The organism is Stenotrophomonas sp. OVS01A (assembly GCF_019969775.1).
In the GTDB taxonomy this organism is placed as follows: Bacteria; Pseudomonadota; Gammaproteobacteria; order Xanthomonadales; family Xanthomonadaceae; genus Stenotrophomonas; species Stenotrophomonas indicatrix.
On record NZ_JAHXYV010000002.1, the window covers coordinates 368,128 to 388,969 of the forward strand.

Annotated in this window: 17 protein-coding genes and 1 tRNA gene; 10 read left to right on the top strand and 8 right to left on the bottom strand. The window is 67.7% G+C overall.

The annotated features are described in order from the left end of the window. Nucleotide 1: 1 nt before the first annotated feature. The 4 genes from nadD to LC407_RS10525 all read left to right on the top strand — a co-directional run bounded on the left by nadD (nt 2) and on the right by LC407_RS10525 (nt 1,772). Entirely contained in the window at nt 2-667 is a 666-nt protein-coding gene (gene nadD / locus LC407_RS10510) for a nicotinate-nucleotide adenylyltransferase (RefSeq protein ID WP_223482795.1), read from the top strand. A 58-nt stretch (nt 668-725) separates the two neighbouring features. Continuing rightward, the gene (rsfS, locus tag LC407_RS10515; protein ID WP_025879295.1) at nt 726-1,139 is read left to right on the top strand and encodes a ribosome silencing factor; all 414 of its coding nucleotides are present in this window, start codon (nt 726-728) and stop codon (nt 1,137-1,139) included. Nucleotides 1,140-1,202: 63 nt separating this feature from the next. Then, nucleotides 1,203-1,673: a 23S rRNA (pseudouridine(1915)-N(3))-methyltransferase RlmH gene (gene rlmH, locus LC407_RS10520; RefSeq protein WP_223482796.1), complete on the top strand. Its 471-nt coding sequence runs from the start codon at nt 1,203-1,205 to the stop codon at nt 1,671-1,673. A 22-nt stretch (nt 1,674-1,695) separates the two neighbouring features. After that, nucleotides 1,696-1,772 (top strand) — tRNA-Asn (locus tag LC407_RS10525). 128 nt (nt 1,773-1,900) lie between these two features. On the opposite strand, the gene arcD is transcribed toward LC407_RS10525, so the two are convergent. The 4 genes from arcD to LC407_RS10545 all read right to left on the bottom strand — a co-directional run bounded on the left by arcD (nt 1,901) and on the right by LC407_RS10545 (nt 8,095). Next, complete coding sequence (arcD, locus tag LC407_RS10530) at nt 1,901-3,322, bottom strand: arginine-ornithine antiporter (RefSeq protein WP_223482947.1); 1,422 nt, start codon at nt 3,320-3,322, stop codon at nt 1,901-1,903. Between the two features lie 108 nt (nt 3,323-3,430). After that, entirely contained in the window at nt 3,431-6,265 is a 2,835-nt protein-coding gene (locus tag LC407_RS10535; RefSeq protein WP_223482797.1) for a TonB-dependent receptor, read from the bottom strand. 216 nt (nt 6,266-6,481) lie between these two features. After that, nucleotides 6,482-7,138 carry an energy transducer TonB gene (locus tag LC407_RS10540; protein WP_025879290.1) on the bottom strand — a complete coding sequence of 219 codons (657 nt, stop codon included), beginning with the start codon at nt 7,136-7,138 and terminating at the stop codon, nt 6,482-6,484. Between the two features lie 219 nt (nt 7,139-7,357). Next, nucleotides 7,358-8,095 carry an SIMPL domain-containing protein gene (locus LC407_RS10545; RefSeq protein WP_025879289.1) on the bottom strand — a complete coding sequence of 246 codons (738 nt, stop codon included), beginning with the start codon at nt 8,093-8,095 and terminating at the stop codon, nt 7,358-7,360. Nucleotides 8,096-8,225: 130 nt separating this feature from the next. Between LC407_RS10545 and LC407_RS10550 the strand changes: the two genes are divergently transcribed. From LC407_RS10550 to tldD, 4 genes are all read left to right on the top strand, one after another. Further along, on the top strand, nt 8,226-8,834 hold the full coding sequence (locus LC407_RS10550) for a Maf family nucleotide pyrophosphatase (protein WP_093821177.1): 609 nt from the start codon (nt 8,226-8,228) through the stop codon (nt 8,832-8,834). Further along, nucleotides 8,827-10,314, top strand: coding sequence for a ribonuclease G (gene rng / locus LC407_RS10555; RefSeq protein ID WP_025879287.1), 1,488 nt, complete (start codon nt 8,827-8,829; stop codon nt 10,312-10,314). Before LC407_RS10550 ends, rng begins: the two co-directional genes overlap by 8 nt. A 30-nt stretch (nt 10,315-10,344) precedes the next feature. After that, complete coding sequence (locus tag LC407_RS10560; protein WP_223482798.1) at nt 10,345-14,214, top strand: YhdP family protein; 3,870 nt, start codon at nt 10,345-10,347, stop codon at nt 14,212-14,214. A gap of 63 nt (nt 14,215-14,277) precedes the next feature. Next, nucleotides 14,278-15,723, top strand: a complete 1,446-nt coding sequence (gene tldD / locus LC407_RS10565; protein WP_025879285.1) for a metalloprotease TldD — start codon at nt 14,278-14,280, stop codon at nt 15,721-15,723. A gap of 41 nt (nt 15,724-15,764) precedes the next feature. On the opposite strand, the gene yjgA is transcribed toward tldD, so the two are convergent. Beyond that, the gene (gene yjgA / locus LC407_RS10570) at nt 15,765-16,355 is read right to left on the bottom strand and encodes a ribosome biogenesis factor YjgA (protein WP_025879284.1); all 591 of its coding nucleotides are present in this window, start codon (nt 16,353-16,355) and stop codon (nt 15,765-15,767) included. 68 nt (nt 16,356-16,423) lie between these two features. Between yjgA and pmbA the strand changes: the two genes are divergently transcribed. Then, complete coding sequence (pmbA, locus tag LC407_RS10575) at nt 16,424-17,791, top strand: metalloprotease PmbA (protein ID WP_025879283.1); 1,368 nt, start codon at nt 16,424-16,426, stop codon at nt 17,789-17,791. Nucleotides 17,792-17,879: 88 nt separating this feature from the next. Then, a complete protein-coding gene (locus LC407_RS10580) occupies nt 17,880-18,242 on the top strand; it encodes a DUF4870 domain-containing protein (protein ID WP_025879282.1) in 363 nt (120 codons plus the stop codon). 123 nt (nt 18,243-18,365) lie between these two features. Here LC407_RS10580 and LC407_RS10585 read toward each other — a convergent pair whose 3' ends face one another. From LC407_RS10585 to tilS, 3 genes are read right to left on the bottom strand one after another with little or no spacing between them, the layout of a single operon-like run. Beyond that, nucleotides 18,366-19,244, bottom strand: coding sequence for a farnesyl diphosphate synthase (locus tag LC407_RS10585; protein WP_025879281.1), 879 nt, complete (start codon nt 19,242-19,244; stop codon nt 18,366-18,368). Beyond that, the gene (locus LC407_RS10590) at nt 19,234-19,494 is read right to left on the bottom strand and encodes an exodeoxyribonuclease VII small subunit (RefSeq protein WP_006381978.1); all 261 of its coding nucleotides are present in this window, start codon (nt 19,492-19,494) and stop codon (nt 19,234-19,236) included. The genes LC407_RS10585 and LC407_RS10590 overlap by 11 nt, the downstream gene beginning before the upstream one ends. Before the next feature lie 36 nt (nt 19,495-19,530). Beyond that, entirely contained in the window at nt 19,531-20,817 is a 1,287-nt protein-coding gene (gene tilS, locus LC407_RS10595; protein WP_223482799.1) for a tRNA lysidine(34) synthetase TilS, read from the bottom strand. Nucleotides 20,818-20,842 lie beyond the last annotated feature (25 nt).

Below are 20,842 nucleotides of genomic sequence, written 5' to 3' on the forward strand. Positions count from 1 at the left end.
CATGAGCCTGCGGATCTATTACGGGGGCACCTTCGACCCGGTGCATCTGGGCCATCTGGCAATCGCGCGCGCCGCGCGCGATGAACTGCAGGTGGCGGTGCGCATGCTGCCTGCCGCCGACCCGCCGCATCGCGCGGTACCGGGCGCGACCGCCGAGCAACGCTGCAGCATGCTCGGCCTGGCCATCGGCGATGAGCCGGGCCTGCTGCTGGACCGTCATGAGCTGGATCGGGCCGAGCGCTTCCCTGGCCGACCTTCCTATACCGTCGATACCCTGCGCGAACTGCGGGCCGAACTGGGCCCCAGCCGCCCGCTGGCGTGGCTGGTGGGGGCCGACAGCCTGCTGGGCCTGCCCAGCTGGCACGAGTGGCAGGCGCTGTTCGGTCTGGCCCATTTCATCGTTGCCGAGCGGCCCGGCAGCCCGCTGCGGGCCAGTGTCGACGGCGCGCTGGGCCAGGCCACCGAGGGGCGCTGGGCCGACAACGAGCAGGCCCTGTTCACCAGCCCGGCCGGCCGCATCCTGCGCCTGCACCACCCGCTGCGGGTGGAATCGGCCAGTGCCGTGCGCGCCCAGATCGCCGCGGGCGGCCCCTGGCGGGCCATGCTGGCACCGGCGGTGGCCGACTACGTTTCTGGCCACGGCCTGTACCGCCCCGCCACCTCGTGAATACGGTTGCCGCGCTGTGCCCGTATAATCGCCCCCACGTTTATCGAGTCGACCCGCTTTGAGCAACCAGACCCAGCCCCAGACCATCAAGGTCGATCTGCCCAGCCCGCCGCCCTCCGTGCCGGAACTGCTGGCCAGCGTCCGTCAAGCCACCGAAGACCTGAAGGCCAAGGACCCGGTCGAGATCGACGTACGCGGCAAGTCCAGCGTCGCCGACTACATGGTGGTCGTATCGGGTACTTCGACCCGCCATGTGAAGTCCATCGCCGACGAAGTCGTGCGCTTCGCCAAGAACATCGACGTCATGCCGCTGGGTGTTGAAGGTGAGCGTGAAGCCGAATGGGTGCTGGTCGACCTGGGCGACGTCATCGTGCACGTGATGCTGCCGCGCGTGCGCGAGTTCTACGCGCTCGAGCGCCTGTGGACCGTTGGCGACCAGCCGCCGTCCTACGACGACGACGAAGTGGCCTGAGCCATTCGTTGATGCAGTTTTCGACGGCGCCGATGGCGCCGTCGACGTTTTGGAGGAATGTTGATGAAAGCCCGCCTGATCGCCACCGGCGAACGCGCGCCCAGTTGGGTGGCGCAGGGATTTGCCGAGTACCAGAAGCGGCTCTCGCACTGGCTGCCGTTCGAGCTGGTGGAGATCGAGCCCGGCCTGCGTGGCAAAGGGCGCGACGCACGTCGCGCGACCGACGACGAGGGCAAGCGGGTGATCGCTGCGTTGCCGAAGAATGCCTATGTCGTTGCACTGGACGTACCGGGCCGCCAGCTCAGTTCCGAACAGCTGGCGCAGCGCCTGGAGCACTGGCGTGGACAGGGCAGGGACCTGGCGTTCCTGATCGGTGGCCCGGAAGGGCATTCGCCTGAAGTGTCTGCGCTGGCCGATGAAAAGTGGTCGATCGGCCCGCTGACGCTGCCGCACATGCTGGTGCGGCTGGTGGTGGCCGAGCAGTTGTATCGCGCTGCTGCGATGTTGGCCAATCACCCCTACCATCGCGCGTGAAGAGTCGTTATACTGGCGGTCTGCCCGAATAGCTCAGCCGGTTAGAGCACTTGACTGTTAATCAGGGGGTCGTTGGTTCGAGTCCAACTTCGGGCGCCATATTCAAGAGGCCTGCATCGCAAGATGCAGGCCTCTTTTGTTGTGTCGCGCCGTGCAGTCGCGTGCGGCGGTGGATCCACGCCATGCGTGGATGCATGGCGCGAGATCCTCCGACAACAGACACGGCACTACAGGGTCAGCGCGCCACGGGCGAACGCCACCAGCGTAGCAATCGCCACCACCAGGATCGCGCCGAACAACACCCCTTCCCAGCGGGTGAAAACCCGCTCGCCACGCTGGCGCCGGGTCAATGCGTACAGCACTACGCCTGGCACATACAGCAGTACCGACAGCAGCAGGTTGTCCAGGCCACCGGCATACACCAGCCACAACGCATAGGCGCTGGCCAGCAGCGCGACGATGAAGTCCCGCCAGCGGGCACCGGCCGCGCTGGCGTAGGCCTCGCCCTGCCAGGCCAGCTTCACGCCGAATGCGCTGGACAGGAAGTACGGCACCAGGCTCATCGACGCCGCCAGCAGCACCAGGCTGGTGTAGCTGCCCGAATTGAACAGCACCAGCAGCAGGAACAACTGGATCAGGCCATTGCTCAACCACAGCGCATTGGCGGGCACGCCGCGCGCATTCTCGCGGCCGAGAAAGGCCGGCATCGTGCCATCGCCAGCGGCGGCAAACAGCACTTCGGCGCACAGCAGCACCCACGCCAGCAGCGCGCCCAGTACCGAGATGATCGAGCCGATGATGATCACCGTCGCGCCCCATTCGCCAACGATCGCGCGCAGCACATAGGCCATCGAGGGATTGGGCAGGCCGGCCAGTTCGGCCTGCGACAGCACGCCCATCGACAGCAGGCTGACCAGCACCAGCAGCAGCCACACGCCGATGAAGCCGATCACGGTGGCGCGGCCCACATCGGCGCGTCGTGCCGCGCGCCGCGAATAGATGCTGGCACCTTCAATGCCGATGAATACCCACACGGTGACCAGCATCATGCCGCGCAGCTGCTGGCCCATGTCGCCCAGCGCGGGAGCGCCGAAGAAGTCGGCGCGGAACACGTCCATGCGGAATGCGCCGGCTGCCAGGATCAGGAACAGCGCGATGGGCACCAGCTTGGCCACGGTGACCAGGCCATTGATGATTGCCGCGGTGCGCAGGCCGCGCAGCACCAGCAGGTGCACGGTCCACAGCAACAGCGACGATGCGGCGATGGCGGCCGGTGTATTGCCTTCGCCGAACACCGGTGCGAAGTGGCCGAGACCGCTGAAGATCAGTACGAAGAAACTGGCGTTGCCGAGCACCGAAGCGACCCAGTAGCCCCAGGCGGCGGAGAAACCGATGTAGTTGCCGAAGCCTTCGCGCGCATACGCATAGATGCCGGTGTCCAGGTCGGGGCGACGGTTGGCCAGGGCCTGGAACACGAAGGCAAGCATCAGCATGCCGGCACCGCTGACCGCCCAGCCGATCAGCGCGGCGGCTGGGCCGGCGCTGCGCGCCACGTTCTGCGGCAGCGAGAAGATGCCGGCGCCGACCATCGAGCCGACCACCAGTGCGGTCAGTGCGGCCAGGCCGAGGCGTTGGTTGGATGAGGGCATCAGGCGCGGCGCAGGTGTCGGGATGCCCATGATGGACGCTGTCGCGTGTGGAAAAAAGCAAAGGCCCGGGCGTGAGCCCGGGCCTTTGCATTGAAACGACGTCGTGGATCAGTTGAAGGTGTACTTTGCGCCGACGGTGAAGTAACGGCCAATCGCACCGCTGAAGTGCAGCGGGTTGTAGTTCACGCCACCGTAGGTGGTCGGATCCAGCGGAGCGATGCGGTCGAACACGTTCTGCACCGAGGCGTTCAGCTCGAAGGCTTCGGTGATGTTCCAGCGGCCGGACAGGTCGAAGGTGGTGAACGAGGAGATCTTGGTGACGTCGGTACCGTCGGCATAGGCGAACTGGTAAGAGCCGTCCGGGCCACGGAAGTCCGTGTTCTCCATCTTCGAGATGTAATTGGCAACGCCGCTGACGCTCCAGCTGCCCTGCTTCCAGGTAGTGCCGAAGTTGATGCGGTCCTTCGGCGTGCCGATGCAGTTGGTCACATCGCAGTTGCCATGGGTGCCGGCGTAATCCCTCGTGACATCGGCATCGGTGCGCTCGAACTTCAGCACGTGGCTCCACTGCAGGTCCATTTCCAGCTGACCCGGGCCAATGTCAAAGGTCTGGCGGATATCGGTATCGATGCCGCGCACGCGGGTCGATGCAGCGTTGATGTACTGCGTGTTCACCGCCAGGATGCTGCCGGTGCCGGGAACGCCGTTGAGCAGGTTGTTGTCGCGCAGCACGTTGCCTGCTGCGATGGCTGCGCCGGTATCGCCCTGGGCGATTTCATTGGTGCGCTTGATCTGCCAGGCATCGACGGTCAACGAGGTGGAGGAGGTCGGCTGCAGCACGATGCCCACCGAATAGCTCTTGGACTCTTCCGGCTTCAGATCCTTGTTCGGGCGGGTGATGATGGCGACCGGCAGAGCGCCGCAATCGTCGTCCGTTGCACCGGGGGCCGGATTGCCGCCCGGGCAGCGCACAGGGTCGGCGGCATTGGAGAACGCTGCCAGGCCGCCATCGCCGTTTTCAGCCGGATTGGGGGCACGGAAACCTTCTGCATAGCTGCCACGGAGCGCGATCCAGTCGGCCGGGGTCCACTTGATACCGACCTTGGGCGTCGCCTTGCCTTCGCCGCTTTCGTACTTGTCGTAGCGCATGGCGGCCGACAGTTCCAGCTGCTCCAGCACCGGCGCCGACAGTTCGACATAGCCGGCATACACGTTCTGGGTGCCGTCGTAGGCCGAGTAGCCCAGGCCGATGATGTCACCCTGGTCGGTGTAGGTCTGCGGGGTCAGGCTGTTGCTGGTCTTGCGCCACTCGGTGCCCATCGCCAGGCCCAGCGGGCCACCTTTCAGATCCATCAGGCTGCGCGACACGGTGAAGTCGAACATGTCCAGGCTGGACTTGGCGCGTGCGCTGATCTGCGGCGAGATGTAGTCGTACAGTGCCTGCGAATTGAGGTTGGCATTGTCGCCGATGCGCCACACACCGCCGGCACAGTTCGGATTGCCCAGTGCGCACTGCACGGCGCTGTAGCGCAGGAAGCCGGTGCGCTTGTTGACCAGATCGGTGCCGGAGTGCAGGTAGGCGGTGTCGTAGCTCCAGTCACCCCAGTTGCCCTTCACGCCAACCAGGAACCGGTTGAACTCGTTGGTGTTGTTGGTCACGCGCGGACCGACATCCCACGCCGAATAGCGCAGGCGCGAGGCCTGGCCCGGGATCGGATTGTCCGGATGGTTCGGGCCAAGCACAGTTGCGCCGTCGCCGCTGTTGGCGTTGACCGGGCCGCCGGGATAGCCCCAGCCGCCGGACACGCCCGACGGCGTGTTGCTGAAGGTGGTTTCCTTCTTCGAGTAGCCGATTTCGGTGTAGACCTCACCGCCCTCGCCAAAGGCGAAGCTGGCGCGGCCGAACACGTTGACGTACTTCTCCTCCGGGGTCAGGTCACGGTACAGCTGGTTCGGATCCCACAGGCAACCTTGGGCCTGTGCGGTGGCCTCGGTCTGGCCGGGGATCGTGGTCAGGCCGGCGCAGCCCGGCAGCGCGACCAGGAAGGCGGGATTGTCTTCGTCTACATTGCGGTCGTCATATACCGCGCCGGTGGGGCCCACGCCACCGCGGGTGCGGCCGGACAGGAAGGCGCCACCCAGGAACTGGGCATTGTTGCCGTAGCCCCACGGACGGATATCGCCGGTGCCGATCCACTTGCGGTTCTTTCGGTCGCTGATCTTGATCGCGTCGGTCTTGCCGACATCCAGGCTGAAGAACGCATTCCAGCCATCGGTGGCCAGATCGCCGGTACCGGCGGTCAGGGTGGCCTTTTTGGCATTGCCGTCGCCATCACCGGAGGTGCCGTAGGAGGCACGCAGGATGCCGCCCTGGAAGTCGCTGCGCAGGATGATGTTGACCACGCCGGCGATGGCATCGGAGCCATAGATCGCCGAGGCGCCATCCTTCAGCACTTCCACGCGCTCGACGGCGTCGAGGGGAATGGTGCTGAGGTCGGTGAACACCTTCTGGCCGTCATCGGCCAGGCCATAGGTCGCCATGCGGCGGCCGTTCAACAGCACCAGCGTGGAGCCGGCACCGAGGCCGCGCAGCGAAATGCCTGCGCCACCACCGGCGAAGCCGTTGCCGAAGGTCTTCGGGATCGAACCGGAACCGTCAGCGGTCAGGGTCTGCAGGTACTCGGCCACCGTGGTCTTGCCGGTGCGATCGATTTCCTGGCGGGTCACCACCTGCACCGGCGACGGTGTTTCAGTGTTGGTGCGCGGGATGTTCGAACCGGTGACGGTGATCCGGTCAAGGTTGGTGGCCTGTTCCTGCGCGAATGCAGAAGAGGAAGCCACGGCCCCGGCGAGCAGCAGGGCGCCGCCGGTGAGGATATGGGTGATGGACGTTGCCAGGTGGTTGCGGCGGCGGCTGGCGGGCCGTTGGATCGGGTGTTTCACAGCTTCTCTCCTGACTGGAAAACTCGAGCATTGAGGGCTGTCTCCGGTGTGTCCCGGGACGCGTCAATCTAGGTTTCCGGCAGGTGACGGAGGTGTGAAGTTTTACTAAATTCGTAACGGTTTTCCAACGAAGTTCAAATAACCGGGCAGATTGGCCCTGCTCCGGCCCATTCACCGTTGTGACCGGCCCGGCGTGCGGCCGGGCCGGTCCGTGGCTCAGTCGGGCAGGGAGAACTGCACGGGCACCATGCCGATGGCGGGAACGGCCATGCCATCACGCTCGGCCGGCACGAAACGCCAGTGGCGCAGCACCTGCTGGCGGGCGGCCTGGTCCAGGCTGCGCGAGCCGCTGCTGCGTTCGATGCTGACGTTCACCGGCTGGCCACTGGGGTCCACTTCCACCCGCAGCAGCACCGTGCCCTGTTCGTGATTGCGCAGGGCCTGGATCGGGTAGCTGGGCGGCGGGTTGCTGCGGTACTGCAGCTGGGCGCCGGCCAGCGGCGTGGACGGGGCAATGGTCGGCGCAGCCTGCACCGCGGTCGGCTCGGCCGCCGGCAGGATGATGCCCTGGGCCTCCTCGACGGTCGCGGTGGGGGTCGGCAGCGGTGCGGGCACCGGCGTGGCCTGCCGCTTGTGCACCACCTCCACCTTTTCAGGCTCGGTCGGCACCGGCAGCGGCTCGATCGGCTTGGGCTCTTCCCTGGGAATGAACCGTACCGTGGTCTGATCGCGCGGCAGCGCGGTAATGGCCTGGTAGGTCGCCGGGATCAGCAACAACAGGAACGCGAGCAGATGCAGGGCGATGGCCGCACTCCAGGCGGCAACGCGGGCGGGATCGAAGTGCAGGGGTACTACGGGATACGTACGAACCATGGTCCACCTCCATGCCAGTGTCGAAGTCCTCAACGCACCAGGGCCGCCATCGGGGTTGCCGCACGCGGCTGGCAGTCAATCATTAGCGCGCCGCCTCCACCACTGCCTAGAGGCAGGGGCGGCAGCGTTGAGCTGCCCTTCATGTAACGCTGCCGGCACGGCGGCGGTGGAAACGAAAACGGCGCCCCGCAGGGCGCCGTCGGTTGAACGGAAGGAGCCTCAGCGGCCCAGTTCGAACACCACGTCCAGGTTCACCGAGACGGTCGACTCACCCGGGGCGACCGGGGTGGCCTTGTCCATTGCCATGCCGGCGGCCTGCGCACGCATCATCGGCATCGGGCGGAAACCGCCACCGGCGTTCTCGGAAATGCTGACAATGCGGCGCACCTGCAGGCCAAGCGACTTGGCATAGGTCTGGGCACGGGCCTGGGCCTTCTTCAGTGCCGCCAGGCGCGCTTCGTCATAGACCGGCTCGGGCTGGTCGATCTCGAACTGCGGGCCGTTGATCTGGTTGGCGCCCTGCGCGGCCAGCGCGTCCAGCACCTTGCCCAGCTTGGCGATGTCGCGGACCTTCAGGCTGACGGTGTTGCTGGCCTGGTAGCCGGTGATCTTCGGGGCTTCGTTGTCGGCATAGCGGTACTGCGGGTTGAGACTGACGCCGCTGGTCTGCACGTCGCGCTCGGCGATGCCGGCGGCCTTGATCGCAGCCAGGACCTTGTCCATCTGCTGGGCGTTCTGGCGCATGGCGCTGTTGCCGTCGGCGGCCTGGGTGACCACACCGGCCGACAGCGTGGCGACATCCGGCACACGGGTGGCTTCGGCGTTGGCCGAGATGTTCAGCAGGGTGCCTTCGGCCGCGGCGGCGATCGACGGCGACGACGGGTCGGCATGGGCGGTCATCGAAGCTCCAAGAGCGAGGGACAGGGCAAGCAGCAGCGGGGTGGCGGTGCGACGCATGGGATCTCCTTGTTGTGGCGGTGAGGGTGGTGTCGTAGCGATGAACGCGTTGTGAGTCCGTTCGGGGTTGCAGGCGCCGGGGAAGGATTGTCCGACGATTCAGGTACCGGCGTCAGGTTATGCTGTGTCGATGCTCTATCTTGCTTCCCGCTCCCCCCGACGCAACCAGCTGCTGGCCCGACTCGGACACCCTTTCCAGGCGTTGGACCTGGAGGTCGTCGAGCAGCGCGCGGCCTCTGAAAGTGCCCAGGACTATGTCTGCCGGGTCGCCGCCGACAAGGCGCGCGCCGGCCTGGCACGGGTGCTGGCCGATGACCCGCAGGCGCGGGTGCTGGGCTCGGATACCGAAGTGGTGCTCGATGGCGAAGTATTCGGCAAGCCGGCCGACGCCGCCGACGCGCGGGCGATGCTGGCACGGCTGGCCGGGCGCACCCATCAGGTGATGACCGCCGTGGTGGTGGTGGACGCGCGCGGGCTGGACAGCGAACTGGTTGTTTCCGAGGTCACCTTCGCCGCCATCGAGTCCGCCGACATCGCTGCCTACGTCGCCACCGGCGAGCCGCTGGACAAGGCGGGTGCCTATGCCATCCAGGGCGGTGCCGAGCGCTGGATCGAACACCTTTCCGGCAGCTACTCCGGTGTCATGGGGCTGCCGTTGCTGCATACCGATCGTCTGCTGGCCCGCTGCGGCGTGTTGGCCCCAACTGCTGATGCCGCCAGGGAGGCTGCCGATGTCTGAGGAAATCCTGGTCAATGTGACCCCGCGCGAAACCCGGGTCGCGGTGATCGAGAACGGCATGCTGCAGGAACTGCACATCGAGCGCGGTTGGCGCCGGGGTGTGGTCGGCAACATCTACAAGGGCAAGGTGCAGCGGGTCATGCCGGGCATGCAGGCGGCATTCGTCGAAGTGGGCCTGGAGCGCGCCGCGTTCCTGCACGCCAACGACGTGGTGCGGCCGGCGCCGGTGGCCAGCGCCGATACCGAGAACACGACCCTGCCGCCGCCGTCCAGCGTGCCGATCGTGGAGCTGCTGCGCGACGGCCAGGACATCGTTGTGCAGGTGGTGAAGGATCCGATCGGGACCAAGGGCGCACGCCTGACCACCCAGATCAGCATTCCCTCGCGCTACATGGTGCTGCTGCCGCAGTCGAAGGTGGTGGGCGTGTCGGCGCGCATCGAGGACGAAGGCGAGCGCGCGCGGCTGAAAGCGCTGGTGACCGAACTGTCGGCCCAGCACGGCGGCTACGGCTACATCGTGCGCACCAATGCCGAGGGCCAGCCGGCCGAGGCGATCGCCGAAGACATCGCCTACCTGTCACGGGTGTGGAACGTGGTCGAGCGCCGCGGCCGCGAAGCGGCGTCGTGCAGCAACATCTATGAAGACCTGAGCCTGCCGCTGCGTTCGGTGCGCGACCTGATCCGCAAGGACGTGGACAAGGTCAAGGTGGACTCGAAGGAGACCTTCGCCCAGCTGCAGGCGTTCGTGGCCAAGTACATGCCGGTGCTGGCGGAGAAGATCGAGCTGTACAGCGGCGATCGTCCGATCTTCGACATGTTCGGGGTCGAGGACGAGATCGGCCGTGCGCTGGACAAGCAGGTACCCCTGAAATCCGGTGGCTACCTGGTGATCGACCAGACCGAGGCGATGACCACCATCGACGTCAACACCGGCTCGTTCCTCGGCCAGCGCAACCTGGAAGAGACGGTGTTCCGCACCAACCTGGAGGCCGCGCAGGCGGTGGCCAGGCAGCTGCGCCTGCGCAACCTGGGCGGCATCATCATCATCGACTTCATCGACATGGATGACGCCGAGCATCGCCGCCAGGTGCTGCGTACCCTGGAAAAGGCGCTGGCCCGCGACCATGCCAAGACCACGGTGTACGACTTCTCGCCGCTGGGCCTGGTGGAGATGACGCGCAAGCGCACGGTGGAAAGCCTGGAGCGCCAGCTGTCGGAAACCTGCCCGCAGTGCAGTGGCCGCGGCACCATCAAGACCACCGAAACGGTGACCTACGAGATCTTCCGCGAGATCACCCGCGCGGTGCGCCAGTTCGATGCCGCGCGCCTGCTGGTGATCGCGTCCAGCAAGGTGGTGGCGCGGATCACCGATGAGGAATCCACGGCCGTGGCCGAGCTGGAAGAGTTCCTCGGCAAGAGCATCCGCTTCCAGGCGGACGAGCAGTACCTGCAGGAGCAGTTCGATGTTGTTCTGCTCTGATCCAGGCCGACTGTCTGCCTTCGGTGGCCGATGAGCGCGCCGCCGCGCCTGCGACTGCGAAGGATCCGCCGTCATTTCATCGCCGCATGCGCGGTTGGCCTGGTCGGGCTTGCCCTGCTGGTCGGCACCCTCAGCCAGCTGTTGCCGCTGGCTGAGCGCCATCCGGACCGGATCGCGGCCTGGCTGAGCACGCGCGCCGGGCAACCGGTGCGCTTCGAACGCCTGGACACCGCCTGGACCCGACGTGGTCCACTGCTGCAGTTGAAGGGCCTGCGCATCGGCGCGGGCCAGGGCCTGGCCATCGGCGATGCCGAGGTGCTGGTGTCGATGTACAGCGGCCTGCTGCCGGGCCGCTCGCTGACCGAACTGCGCCTGCGCGGCCTGGCGCTGGACCTGCAGCAGGCCGCCGATGGCCGCTGGTCGGTGCGCGGCCTGCCGCAGTCCCGCGCTGGCGGCGATCCGCTGGATGCGTTGCGCCGGCTGGGCGAACTGCAGGTGATTGGTGGCCGCCTCGGCGTGCATGCGCCAGCACTGGGTGTCGACGCCACCCTGCCACGTATCGACCTGCGCCTGCGCGTGGATGGCGACCGCCTGCGGGTGGGCGTGCGTGCCTGGGCACAGACCGACGCCTTGCCGCTGACGGCGGTGCTGGACCTGGATCGCCAGCGCGGCAACGGCGAGGCCTGGGTAGGCGCCGATCCGATCGATTTCCGTGCCTGGGCGCCGTTGCTGGCGGCCGGCGGCATGCGCCTGCGCGAGGGCAAGGGCGAGCTCAACCTGTGGCTGACCCTGCGTGATTTCGCCCCGGTGGCGCTGACCACCGATTCGGACCTGCGTGATCTGCGTGTCGAAGGCGCGCCGATGCCTGGCGTGGCGCGCCCGGAAATTCAATTGCAACGGCTGCAGGCGCGCCTGCGTTGGCAGCGGACGGCAGAAGGCTGGGCGCTGCAGGTGCCGCGCCTGCGCCTGCAGGCCGATGGCAGCCAGCAGCAGCTGGACGGGCTGCAACTGCGGGTGGGCAAGCAGATGCAGGTGCAGGCCGCAGCAGCGCAGGCGGGTACCGCGTTGCGCGCGCTGGCGCTCAGCGACCGCTTGGACGCGGGCCTGCGGCATTGGCTGTACCTGGCCAAGCCGCAGCTGGACGTGGCGCAGCTGCAGTTGCGCGGCCAGCAGGATGGCCCGTTGTGGGTGCAGGGCGAACTGCAGTCGCTGGGCTTTGCCAGTGTTGGCAACTCGCCGGGCCTGCGCGGCCTGGGCGGCCGCTTCGAGGGCGATGCCAACGGCTTCAGCCTGCAGCTGCAGCCCCAGCGCCAGCTGCAGTTCGATTGGCCGACCGGTTTCGGCGTGCGTCACGACCTGCACCTGGCCGGGCAGATCGTCGGTTGGCGTGACGAGGCCGGTGGCTGGCGCATCGGCACCCCGGCGATGCGTGTGGAAGGCACCGACTACGCTGCCGACGTGCGCGGTGGTCTCTGGTTCCAGGGCGATGGCACCCGGCCGTGGATGCAGCTGGCGGCCAAGCTGGACGACGTACCGATGACCGCGGCCAAGCGTTTCTGGATCCATTCCAGGATGAGCAAGGGCGCCACCGACTGGCTGGACATGGCCTTGGCCGGCGGCCAGGTGCGCAACGGCATCGGCCTGGTCAGTGGTGACCTGGACGACTGGCCGTTCGACAACAACGATGGCCGCTTCGAGGCCACCGGCCACATCAGTAACGGTGACATCCGCTTCCAGCACGATTGGCCGTTGATGGGCCAGGTCGATGCCGATGTCGCCTTCATCGGCCCTGGCTTCCACATGCAGGGGAGCGGCGATCTGGCCGGCGTGGCAGTACAGACGTTCGAAGCCGGCATCCAGGATTTCGGCCAGCAGCCACTGTACGTGCGCGCCGACAGCCAGGGCGACGCCGGCAAGTTGCTGGCGATGCTGCGGCAGAGCCCGCTGCACAAGGAATACGGCGACACCCTGGACAACCTCGCGGCAAGCGGGCCGGCCAACGTGCATTTCGACCTGTTGCAGCCCCTGCATCATGACCAGGGCGGCGGCCACCTGCAGGGCACGGTGGACCTGGCCGGGCTGAAGCTGGTCGACAAGCGCTTCCAGCTGGAATTCGACAACATGCGCGGGCAGGCCCGCTACAGCAACGCCGGCTTCGCCGCCGAGGAACTGGCAGTGCGCCACCTCGGCCAGGACGGCCGGCTGAGCCTGCGCGCCGGTGGATTCGTGCGTGACCCCAAGCTGGCCTTCGAATCGGAACTGGCCGCCACGCTCGATGCGGGCGTGCTGATCGACCGCGCACCGGAAATGGCCTGGCTGAAGCCCTACATCAACGGTACCTCGCCGTGGACCATCGCGGTGAACCTGCCGAAGGTCGCGCCGGGTGCACCAGCGCCGCCCAGCGAGCTGCGCCTGCGCTCGGATCTGCTGGGCACCCGCCTGGACCTGCCGGCACCGCTGCAGAAGCCGGCCAACGAACCGCTGCCGACCACCGTGGCCGCACAGCTGCCGATGGGCGCCGGCCGCATCGACGTGGCGTTCGGCCAGCGTCTGGCGCTGGCCGCGCGCAGCCACAACAACCAGACCGGCGTTCAGGTCACCCTGGGCAGCGACCACGTTGACCGCGAACCACCGCCCAGCGGGCTGACCATCAATGGCCGCAGCCCGACCCTGGATGCGCTGGAATGGATCGGCCTGGCCCGTGGCGCCGGTGGCGATGGCGACCCGATGCCGCTGCGCGCCGTGGACGTGCAGGTCGGCCAGCTGATGCTGATCGGCGGCGTGTTCGAGCAGACCCGCCTGCAGCTGCGCCCAGGCCCGCAGGCGCTGGACGTGCGCCTTGATGGCCCCTCGCTGGCCGGCAAGTTGAATGTGCCCAACGCCGATGGCAGCACCATCAGCGGCCAGCTCGAGCGCGTGTACTGGCAATCGCTGCCGACCCTTCCCGGAGCCACGGCGGCACCGGCGCGGGTGCAGGCCGGTGCCGACGACATGGACCCGGCCAAGCTGCCGCCGTTCGCACTGGACATCGCCGACCTGAAGTTCGGCAAGGTCGTGCTGGGCCAGGCCGTGCTGCGTACGCGGCCGATCGCCAATGGCCTGAGCGTGGAACAACTGCAGTTCCGCGCCCCCAGCCAGGAGATCGACATCCGTGGCCGTTGGCTTGGCAAGGGTGGCGGTTCGCGAACCGCGCTTGATGCGCAGGTGCGCAGTGAAGACCTGGGCGGGTTGCTGCAGAACCTCGACTACGGCGGCCAGCTGCGCGGCGGCTCCGGCCACGCCCAGCTGCAGGCCTCATGGCCCGGCGGTCCGTCGGACTTCCAGCTTGGCAACCTGCAGGGCCAGCTCGATGTGAATGCCCGCAATGGCCAGCTGCTGGAGCTGGAGCCGGGTGCTGGCCGCGTGCTGGGCCTGCTCAGCGTCGCCCAGCTGCCGCGGCGGCTGATGTTCGACTTCCGCGACTTCTTCTCCAAGGGCTTCGCGTTCAACCAGGTCGAGGGCAGCGTGCAGTTCGGCGAGGGCATGGCCCGTACCGACAAGGTGTTGATCGAAGGGCCGGCAGCGAACATCACCATCCGTGGCCAGGCCGACCTGCGGAAACAGCAGTTCGACCAGACCATCGACGTCAACCCGCGCGCCGGCAACCTGCTGACCGTGGTCGGCGCGGTGGCCGGCGGCCCGGTGGGCGCAGCGCTGGGTGCAGCCACCAATGCGGTATTGTCCAAGCCATTGGGCGAGATCGGTGCCCGCACCTACAAGGTGACCGGCCCCTGGAAGGAGCCCAAGGTGGAGGTGATCGAGCGCAGCCGCGAACGTGCGCCAGTACCCGCACCGCCGCCGCGCCTGCCGCCGTTGCCGGCCGTGCCGCCGACCGTCACCGAACCACCGCCACCGCGCTGAGCGCGGCCCCCGTTTCCCCAGGGCGGCCTTGCCTGACCGCCTTCACACCCCCAGATCGAGACCATGACTGACAACGCCCTGACGCTTGCCCAAGATCGCCTGTTGCGCCCCGGTGGCCTGGATACCGCTGGCCTGGAGCGCACCTTCGGCCAACTGCTCGGCCCCGGTGTCGACTTCGGCGACCTGTACTTCCAGCATGCCCGGCGCGAAAGCTGGAGCGTGGAAGATGGCATCGTCAAGGACGGCGCCCATTCCATCGAGCAGGGCGTGGGCGTGCGCGCGATTGCCGGCGAGAAGACCGGCTTTGCCTATTCCGATGACATCCATGCCGGTGCATTGCTGACCGCAGCGCAGTCGGCACGTGCGATCTCGCGCGAAGGCGGCGCACAGACCGGACGCTCGCTGCTGCGCGGCGATGCGCGCGTGCTGTATCCAGCGCTGGACCCGATCGACGGCATCGGCAACGAAGCCAAGGTCGAGGTGCTCAAGCGCCTGGACGGCTACCTGCGCGCGGCCGACCCGCGCGTGAAGCAGGTGATGGTCAGCCTGTCCGGTGGCGTCGATACCGTGCTGGTTGCCCGCACCGATGGTGTGCTGGGCGCCGACGTGCGCCCGCTGGTGCGGTTGAACGTGCAGGTGATCGTCGAGCAGAACGGCCGCCGTGAGTCGGGTTATGCCGGCGGCGGCGGTCGCTATGGCTATGAAGCGCTGTTTGCCGATGGCCGCCCGGAAGCCTTTGCGCGCGAGGCGCTGCGGCAGGCCCTGGTGAACCTGGAAGCGGTGCCGGCGCCGGCCGGGGTGATGCCGGTGGTGCTGGGCCCGGGCTGGCCGGGCGTACTGCTGCACGAGGCGGTCGGCCATGGCCTGGAAGGTGACTTCAACCGCAAGGGCACCAGTGTCTACGCCGGCAGGATCGGCGAGCGCGTGGCTGCCCCGGGCGTGACCATCGTCGACGACGGCACCCTGGACGGACGCCGTGGTTCACTCAACATCGACGACGAAGGCCACCCGACCCAGTGCACCACGCTGATCGAGGACGGCATCCTGGTCGGCTACATGCAGGACAGCCTCAACGCGCGGCTGATGGGCGTGGCGCCGACCGGCAACGGCCGTCGCGAATCGTTCGCGCACATGACCATGCCGCGCATGACCAACACCTACATGCGCGCCGGCCAGCATGACCCGCAGGAAATGATCCGTTCGGTGAAGAAGGGCCTGTACGCGGTCAATTTCGGCGGCGGCCAGGTCGACATCACCAGCGGCAAGTACGTGTTCTCGGCCACCGAGGCCTACCTCATCGAGGACGGCCGGATCACCGCTCCAGTGAAGGGCGCGACCCTGATCGGCAATGGCCCGGAAACCATGCAGAAGGTGCGCATGGTCGGCAACGACCTGGCCCTGGACGAGGGCGTGGGCATCTGTGGCAAGGACGGGCAGAGTGTGCCGGTCGGTGTCGGCCAGCCGTCGCTGCTGATCGAGGGCATCACCGTCGGCGGTACCCAGGCCTGAGCACGGCGATGGCCACAGCCACCGCCATGCCCGACGGGGACTCAGTCCTCGTCGGCGTCGTCGACCGGTTCGTCTGCCTCGACGTCCTCAGCGGACGCCTTCAGGCCGAGCGCGGCCGGCAGCATCAGCGCGCGCAGCACCTGGAAGATCTCGCGGTAGGCGCGCGGCGGCTTGTTCTTGGCCTTTTCGGCCTGGGCGTTGCGCACCAGCGTGCGCAGCTGCTGGCGGTCGGCCTGCGGATGGTCATCCAGCAGCGCGGCCAGCGCCTTGTCGCCTTCATTCATGAGGCGTTCGCGCCAGTCTTCGACACGGTGCATCATCGCCACTTCGCGGCGCCCGGTTTCGCTGTTGGCATCCAGCGCATCGCGGATCGCGTCCAGCGCGGCATCGTCCTCGCGGCGCATGTGCTTGGCCAGGAACGCCAGCTGCCGCTTGTGCGCGATATGGGCGGTGATGCGCTTGCACTCGGCAATGTGTGGCAGCAGGTCCTCCGGGATCGGCAGGCGCGCCAGCTGGGCCGGGGTCAGCGACACCAGCTTCTCGCCCAGGGCCAGGACGTCGAGCGCATCGCGCCGGTTCTGGCTGCGGCTCTTGTCGTGGAATTCACCGGTTTCTTCGTCGCGTCCGCGCATCGTCCATACCTGATTTCAAAAAAAGTCGCCCGGCGTGATGCCGGGCCCAACCCGCACAGGATAAAGCATTGAACGTGATCGCCCCTGAAGTCGCCGTCGGCGACGACAGCCCGGCCCGGCTGGAACGGCTGGCCGACATCTCCCAGCAGCTGCTGCAGCGTGCCCGCGCGCTGGGTGCCAGCCAGGCCGAGGTCAGCTGCAGCGAAGACCGTGGGTTGGAGGTCAATGTCCGTCTCGGCGAGGTCGAGACCGTGCAGTCCACCCGTGACCGCGGCATTGCCGTGACCGTCTACTTCGGCCAGCGCAAGGGCAGTGCCAGCACCGCCGACCTGCATGAGGCCAGCCTGCTGGCCACCGTCGAGCAGGCCTGCGCGATCGCCCGCCATACCGAGGACGATCCGGCCGCCGGCCTGGCCGAGGCCGACCTGATGGCCCGCGACTTCCCCGAACTGGATGGCTGGCACCCCTGGGAGCTGCAGGCCGACGAGGCGGTGGACCTGGCACTGGCCTGCGAGGCGGCGGGCCGCCAAGCCGATGCGCAGATCCGCAATTCCGATGGCGCCTCGGTATCGAGCATGCAGAGCGTGTCGGTCTACGCCAATTCGCATGGGTTCATCGGCCGCGAGCGCGGAACCCATCATTCGATCGGCTGTGCGCTGATCGCCGGCACCGGCGATGGCATGCAGCGCGACGGCTGGTACACCGGCGCCCTGGCCCGCGAGGATCTGGAAGATCCGGCAAGCGTCGGTCGCCGCGCCGCAGAGCGCACGATCGCTCGCCTGCAGCCGCGTTCGCTGCCGACCGGCAGCATGCCGGTGCTGTACGCGCCGGAAGTAGCGCGCAGCCTGGTGGGCCATCTGCTGTCGGCGGTCTCCGGCGGCGCACTGTACCGCCAGGCGAGCTTCCTGCTGGACAGCGTCGACCAGCAGCTGTTCCCCGACTGGATGCAGATCGAGGAGCTGCCGCACCTGCGCCGTGGCCTGCGCTCGGCCGCCTTCGACGGCGACGGCGTGGCCACCCGTGCCTCGGCCCTGGTGCGTGACGGCGTGCTGCAGCGTTACGTGCTGGGCAGCTATTCGGCGCGCAAGCTGGGCCTGCAGACCACCGCCAATGCCGGCGGCGTGCACAACCTGCAGCTGGCAGCCAATGCCGGTTCGCTGCAGGACATCGCCGCGCAGATGGGCAACGGCCTGCTGGTGACCGAGCTGATGGGGCAGGGGGTGAACGGGGTGACCGGCGACTACTCGCGCGGCGCCGGCGGCTTCCGCGTGGAGAACGGCCAGATCCAGTATCCGGTGGATGGCATCACCATCGCCGGCAATCTGCGGGACATGTTCATGGCCATCGAGGCGGTCGGCAGCGATGTCGATCCGCGCTCGCATATCCGCACCGGCTCGATCCTGGTGGGACGGATGACGATCGCCGGCAATGATTGATGCCATTGATGGCGTAAGCTAGGCCCGCCTGACGCGACCGGCTTGCCGCCGGTCGGTCAAGACCACCCAATAAAAAAGGAGTTTTGTCGTGAGCGAATTCGAGAACGTCCCGGCGGCGAGCAGCGTACCCGCTGACCAGCGCACCATGGCCCTGGTGGCGCACCTGCTGGGCATCTTCACCGGTTTCATTGGTGCCCTGGTCATCTGGCTGATCAACAAGGATGACGCCAGCAAGGCCTTCGTCACCGACCAGGCCAAGGAAGCGCTGAACTTCCAGATCACCGTCGCCATCGCGATGTTCGTCTGCATCATCCTGACCTTCGTGGTCATCGGTGTGTTCCTGGCGCCGATCGTCGGCCTGCTCAGCCTGGTCTTCAGCATCATCGCTGCGGTGAAGGCGAACAATGGCGAAGCCTACCGTTACCCGTTCGCACTGCGCCTGATCAAGTAAGCGGCAACGATCAACGACGTAAAAAGAAACGCCCGGCAATGCCGGGCGTTTCCGTGTATGGCGCGTAGGGTAGCGCCGGGCCATGCCCGGCGAACGCGCAGCGCGGCAGATCCATGCCTGCAATCAGTGATCGCGTTCCACGGCCAGCGTGGCCAGCGCGCGCAGCGCATCGGCTTCTTCGTGATAGCCCGCCAGTGCCTGCTGCATGCGCGCGGAAAGTTCGCGCAGCTGCGCCTTGGCACCGTCCATGCCGAGCAGGGCAGGGAAGGTGCTCTTGTCCTGGGCCTGGTCCTTGCCGGCGGTCTTGCCCAGCTGTTCGGAACTGGCTTCGACATCGAGGATGTCATCGCGGACCTGGAAGGCCAGGCCGAGCGCATCGGCGAAACCATCGAGCTGGGCCAGCACGGGTTCGGGTGCATCACCGCACAACGCGCCCATGCGCACCGCAGCGCGGATCAGCGCACCGGTCTTCAGCGCATGCATGCGGGTGAGGGCTGCCAGCGACTGCTGCTGGCCGGTGGCATCGATGTCCAGCGCCTGGCCGCCGCACATGCCGGCCGCGCCGGAGGCATGGGCCAGGGTCTGCAGGCACGCCACGCGCAATGCCGCCGGCAGCGGTGCATCGGCCAGCAGGCCGAACGCACGGGTCTGCAGGGCGTCGCCGGCGAGGATCGCGGTGGCTTCGTCGAAGGCGATGTGGGTGGTGGGCTTGCCACGGCGCAGGGCATCGTCGTCCATCGCCGGCAGGTCGTCGTGCACCAGCGAGTAGGCGTGGATCAGTTCCACCGCCATCGCCGCGGCATCAAGCCTGTCCAGGGGCGCGCCGAACACCTGGCCGGCGGCATAGACCAGCAAGGGGCGCATGCGCTTGCCGCCACCGAGCACGGAATGGCGCATCGCCTGGTGCAGGCGTTGCGGGGCTTCGGCCGGTGAGGGCAGGGCGGCGTCGAGCTGGCTTTCGATACGGTCGCGCCAGCGCGCGAACAACGCCTCAGCCGTCATGGCTGGGCGGATCGAAGGGTTCGGCGGTTTCGGGCTGGGCCGGATCGCTGAGCAGGCGCACGCGCAGTTCGGCCTGCTCCAGCGCCTGCTGGCACTGGCGGTACAGACCAACACCACGTTCGTAAGCACTGAGCGAGGCTTCCAGGCTCAGCTCGCCGGTTTCCATCTGCTCCACCAGCTGTTCCAGCGATTCGAGCGACTGCTCGAACTGGGCGACCGGGGAGGCGTTTTCGGGGGACTTCTTGGCCATGCGACAAGTGTGGACGGCGCGCGCGCAAGGGTCAATTCACCAGCCGCCCGGATGCCACTGCAACTGCGCATTGCGTGCCTGCAGCCAGGCCTGCAGCGGTGCGGCAGTGACTACATCGGCGGCCGCCAGCAGCTGCCCCTGGTCGAACAGCAGGGGCAGCTGTGCGCGTCGCCAGGGCGCCAGATGCTCGCGCTGCAGGCAATCCTTCAACGCGGATGAATGCGTACGGCCGGGCAGCACGATGCGCTCGCCGCCCTGGCGGGCACGCAGGTCCAGCGGGTGTTCGAAGCGGTCCGTGCCGAGCAGGCGCAGCTGGCCGCCGTCGGGCAGCTGCAGCGGTGCACGGCCGTCCCAAGCCGCGTGCCAGTCCTTCGGCAGGACCGGCAGCGCTGCCGGCAGCAGGTAGGCGTGCTGGCGCCACTGGCGGATGGCGTGCTGCTGCCAACGCACCTGCGACTGCCGATCGGCGCCTGCGGCCATCAATTCGTTCTGTACTTGCCGCAGCACATGCGCCGGCAACGGGGCTGCGCCATGGCGGCGCACCCACGCACGCAGCACGCGCGCAGCACGCTCCGGTGCAACCTGGCGCAGCAGCTCCAGCGACAGCACCCGGGGTGCCACTTCCAGGTGGGCGAGCAGTTCGGCGTCTTCTCCATCGAGCAATGCACGGGTCTGCGCGCAATGCGCGGCGCTGCCGGCCAATGCGGCAGTGGCATGCGGCCAGCGCTGGCGCAGCAGTGGCAGTACCCGCAGGCGCAGGAAATTGCGGTCGGCGTGGTCTTCGCCGTTGCTGGGGTCTTCGATCCACTGCAGGCCGTGTGTCGCCGCGTAAGCCTGCAGTGCGCTGCGCGGCACATCGAGCAGTGGCCGCCACAGCCGATGGCCATCGAGGCGGCTGTCAGCGGTCATCGCCGCCAGCCCATCGATGCCCGAACCGCGCAACGCACGCAGCAGGAAGGTCTCGGCCTGGTCGTCCTGGTGCTGGGCCAGCGCCAGGGTTTCCCCGGCCTGCAGCTCGGCGCTGAATGCAGCGCGACGTGCCAGCCGGGCGGCCCCTTCGATGCCATGGCCGTCATCACGGCTGACCTGCACGTGGTGCACGGCCAGTTCGATGCCCAGCACCGCGCATTGCTGCTGGCAGTGCCGCACCCAGTCATCGGCAACCGGTTGCAGGCCATGGTGTACGTGCGTCGCACGCAGCGGCGTGCCTGCGGCCTGTGCCGATCGCCACAGCCAGTGCAGCAGCACGGCGGAATCCAGGCCGCCGCTGTAGCCGACCAGCAGCGGTGCATCAAGCGGAACGAGGGCGGGGAAGGCGGTCACGGCGGCAAGTATAGGGTGGGTGGGT

What these genes read in the sequence shown, in the direction of transcription:
- nadD (WP_223482795.1), top strand. Translation starts at nt 2, where the DNA reads ATGAGCCTGCGGATCTATTACGGGGGCACCTTCGACCCGGTGCATCTG.
- rlmH (WP_223482796.1), top strand. Translation starts at nt 1,203, where the DNA reads ATGAAAGCCCGCCTGATCGCCACCGGCGAACGCGCGCCCAGTTGGGTG.
- arcD (WP_223482947.1), bottom strand. Translation starts at nt 3,322, where the DNA reads ATGCCCTCATCCAACCAACGCCTCGGCCTGGCCGCACTGACCGCACTG.
- LC407_RS10540 (WP_025879290.1), bottom strand. Translation starts at nt 7,138, where the DNA reads ATGGTTCGTACGTATCCCGTAGTACCCCTGCACTTCGATCCCGCCCGC.
- LC407_RS10545 (WP_025879289.1), bottom strand. Translation starts at nt 8,095, where the DNA reads ATGCGTCGCACCGCCACCCCGCTGCTGCTTGCCCTGTCCCTCGCTCTT.
- LC407_RS10550 (WP_093821177.1), top strand. Translation starts at nt 8,226, where the DNA reads ATGCTCTATCTTGCTTCCCGCTCCCCCCGACGCAACCAGCTGCTGGCC.
- rng (WP_025879287.1), top strand. Translation starts at nt 8,827, where the DNA reads ATGTCTGAGGAAATCCTGGTCAATGTGACCCCGCGCGAAACCCGGGTC.
- LC407_RS10560 (WP_223482798.1), top strand. Translation starts at nt 10,345, where the DNA reads ATGAGCGCGCCGCCGCGCCTGCGACTGCGAAGGATCCGCCGTCATTTC.
- tldD (WP_025879285.1), top strand. Translation starts at nt 14,278, where the DNA reads ATGACTGACAACGCCCTGACGCTTGCCCAAGATCGCCTGTTGCGCCCC.
- yjgA (WP_025879284.1), bottom strand. Translation starts at nt 16,355, where the DNA reads ATGCGCGGACGCGACGAAGAAACCGGTGAATTCCACGACAAGAGCCGC.
- LC407_RS10585 (WP_025879281.1), bottom strand. Translation starts at nt 19,244, where the DNA reads ATGACGGCTGAGGCGTTGTTCGCGCGCTGGCGCGACCGTATCGAAAGC.
- LC407_RS10590 (WP_006381978.1), bottom strand. Translation starts at nt 19,494, where the DNA reads ATGGCCAAGAAGTCCCCCGAAAACGCCTCCCCGGTCGCCCAGTTCGAG.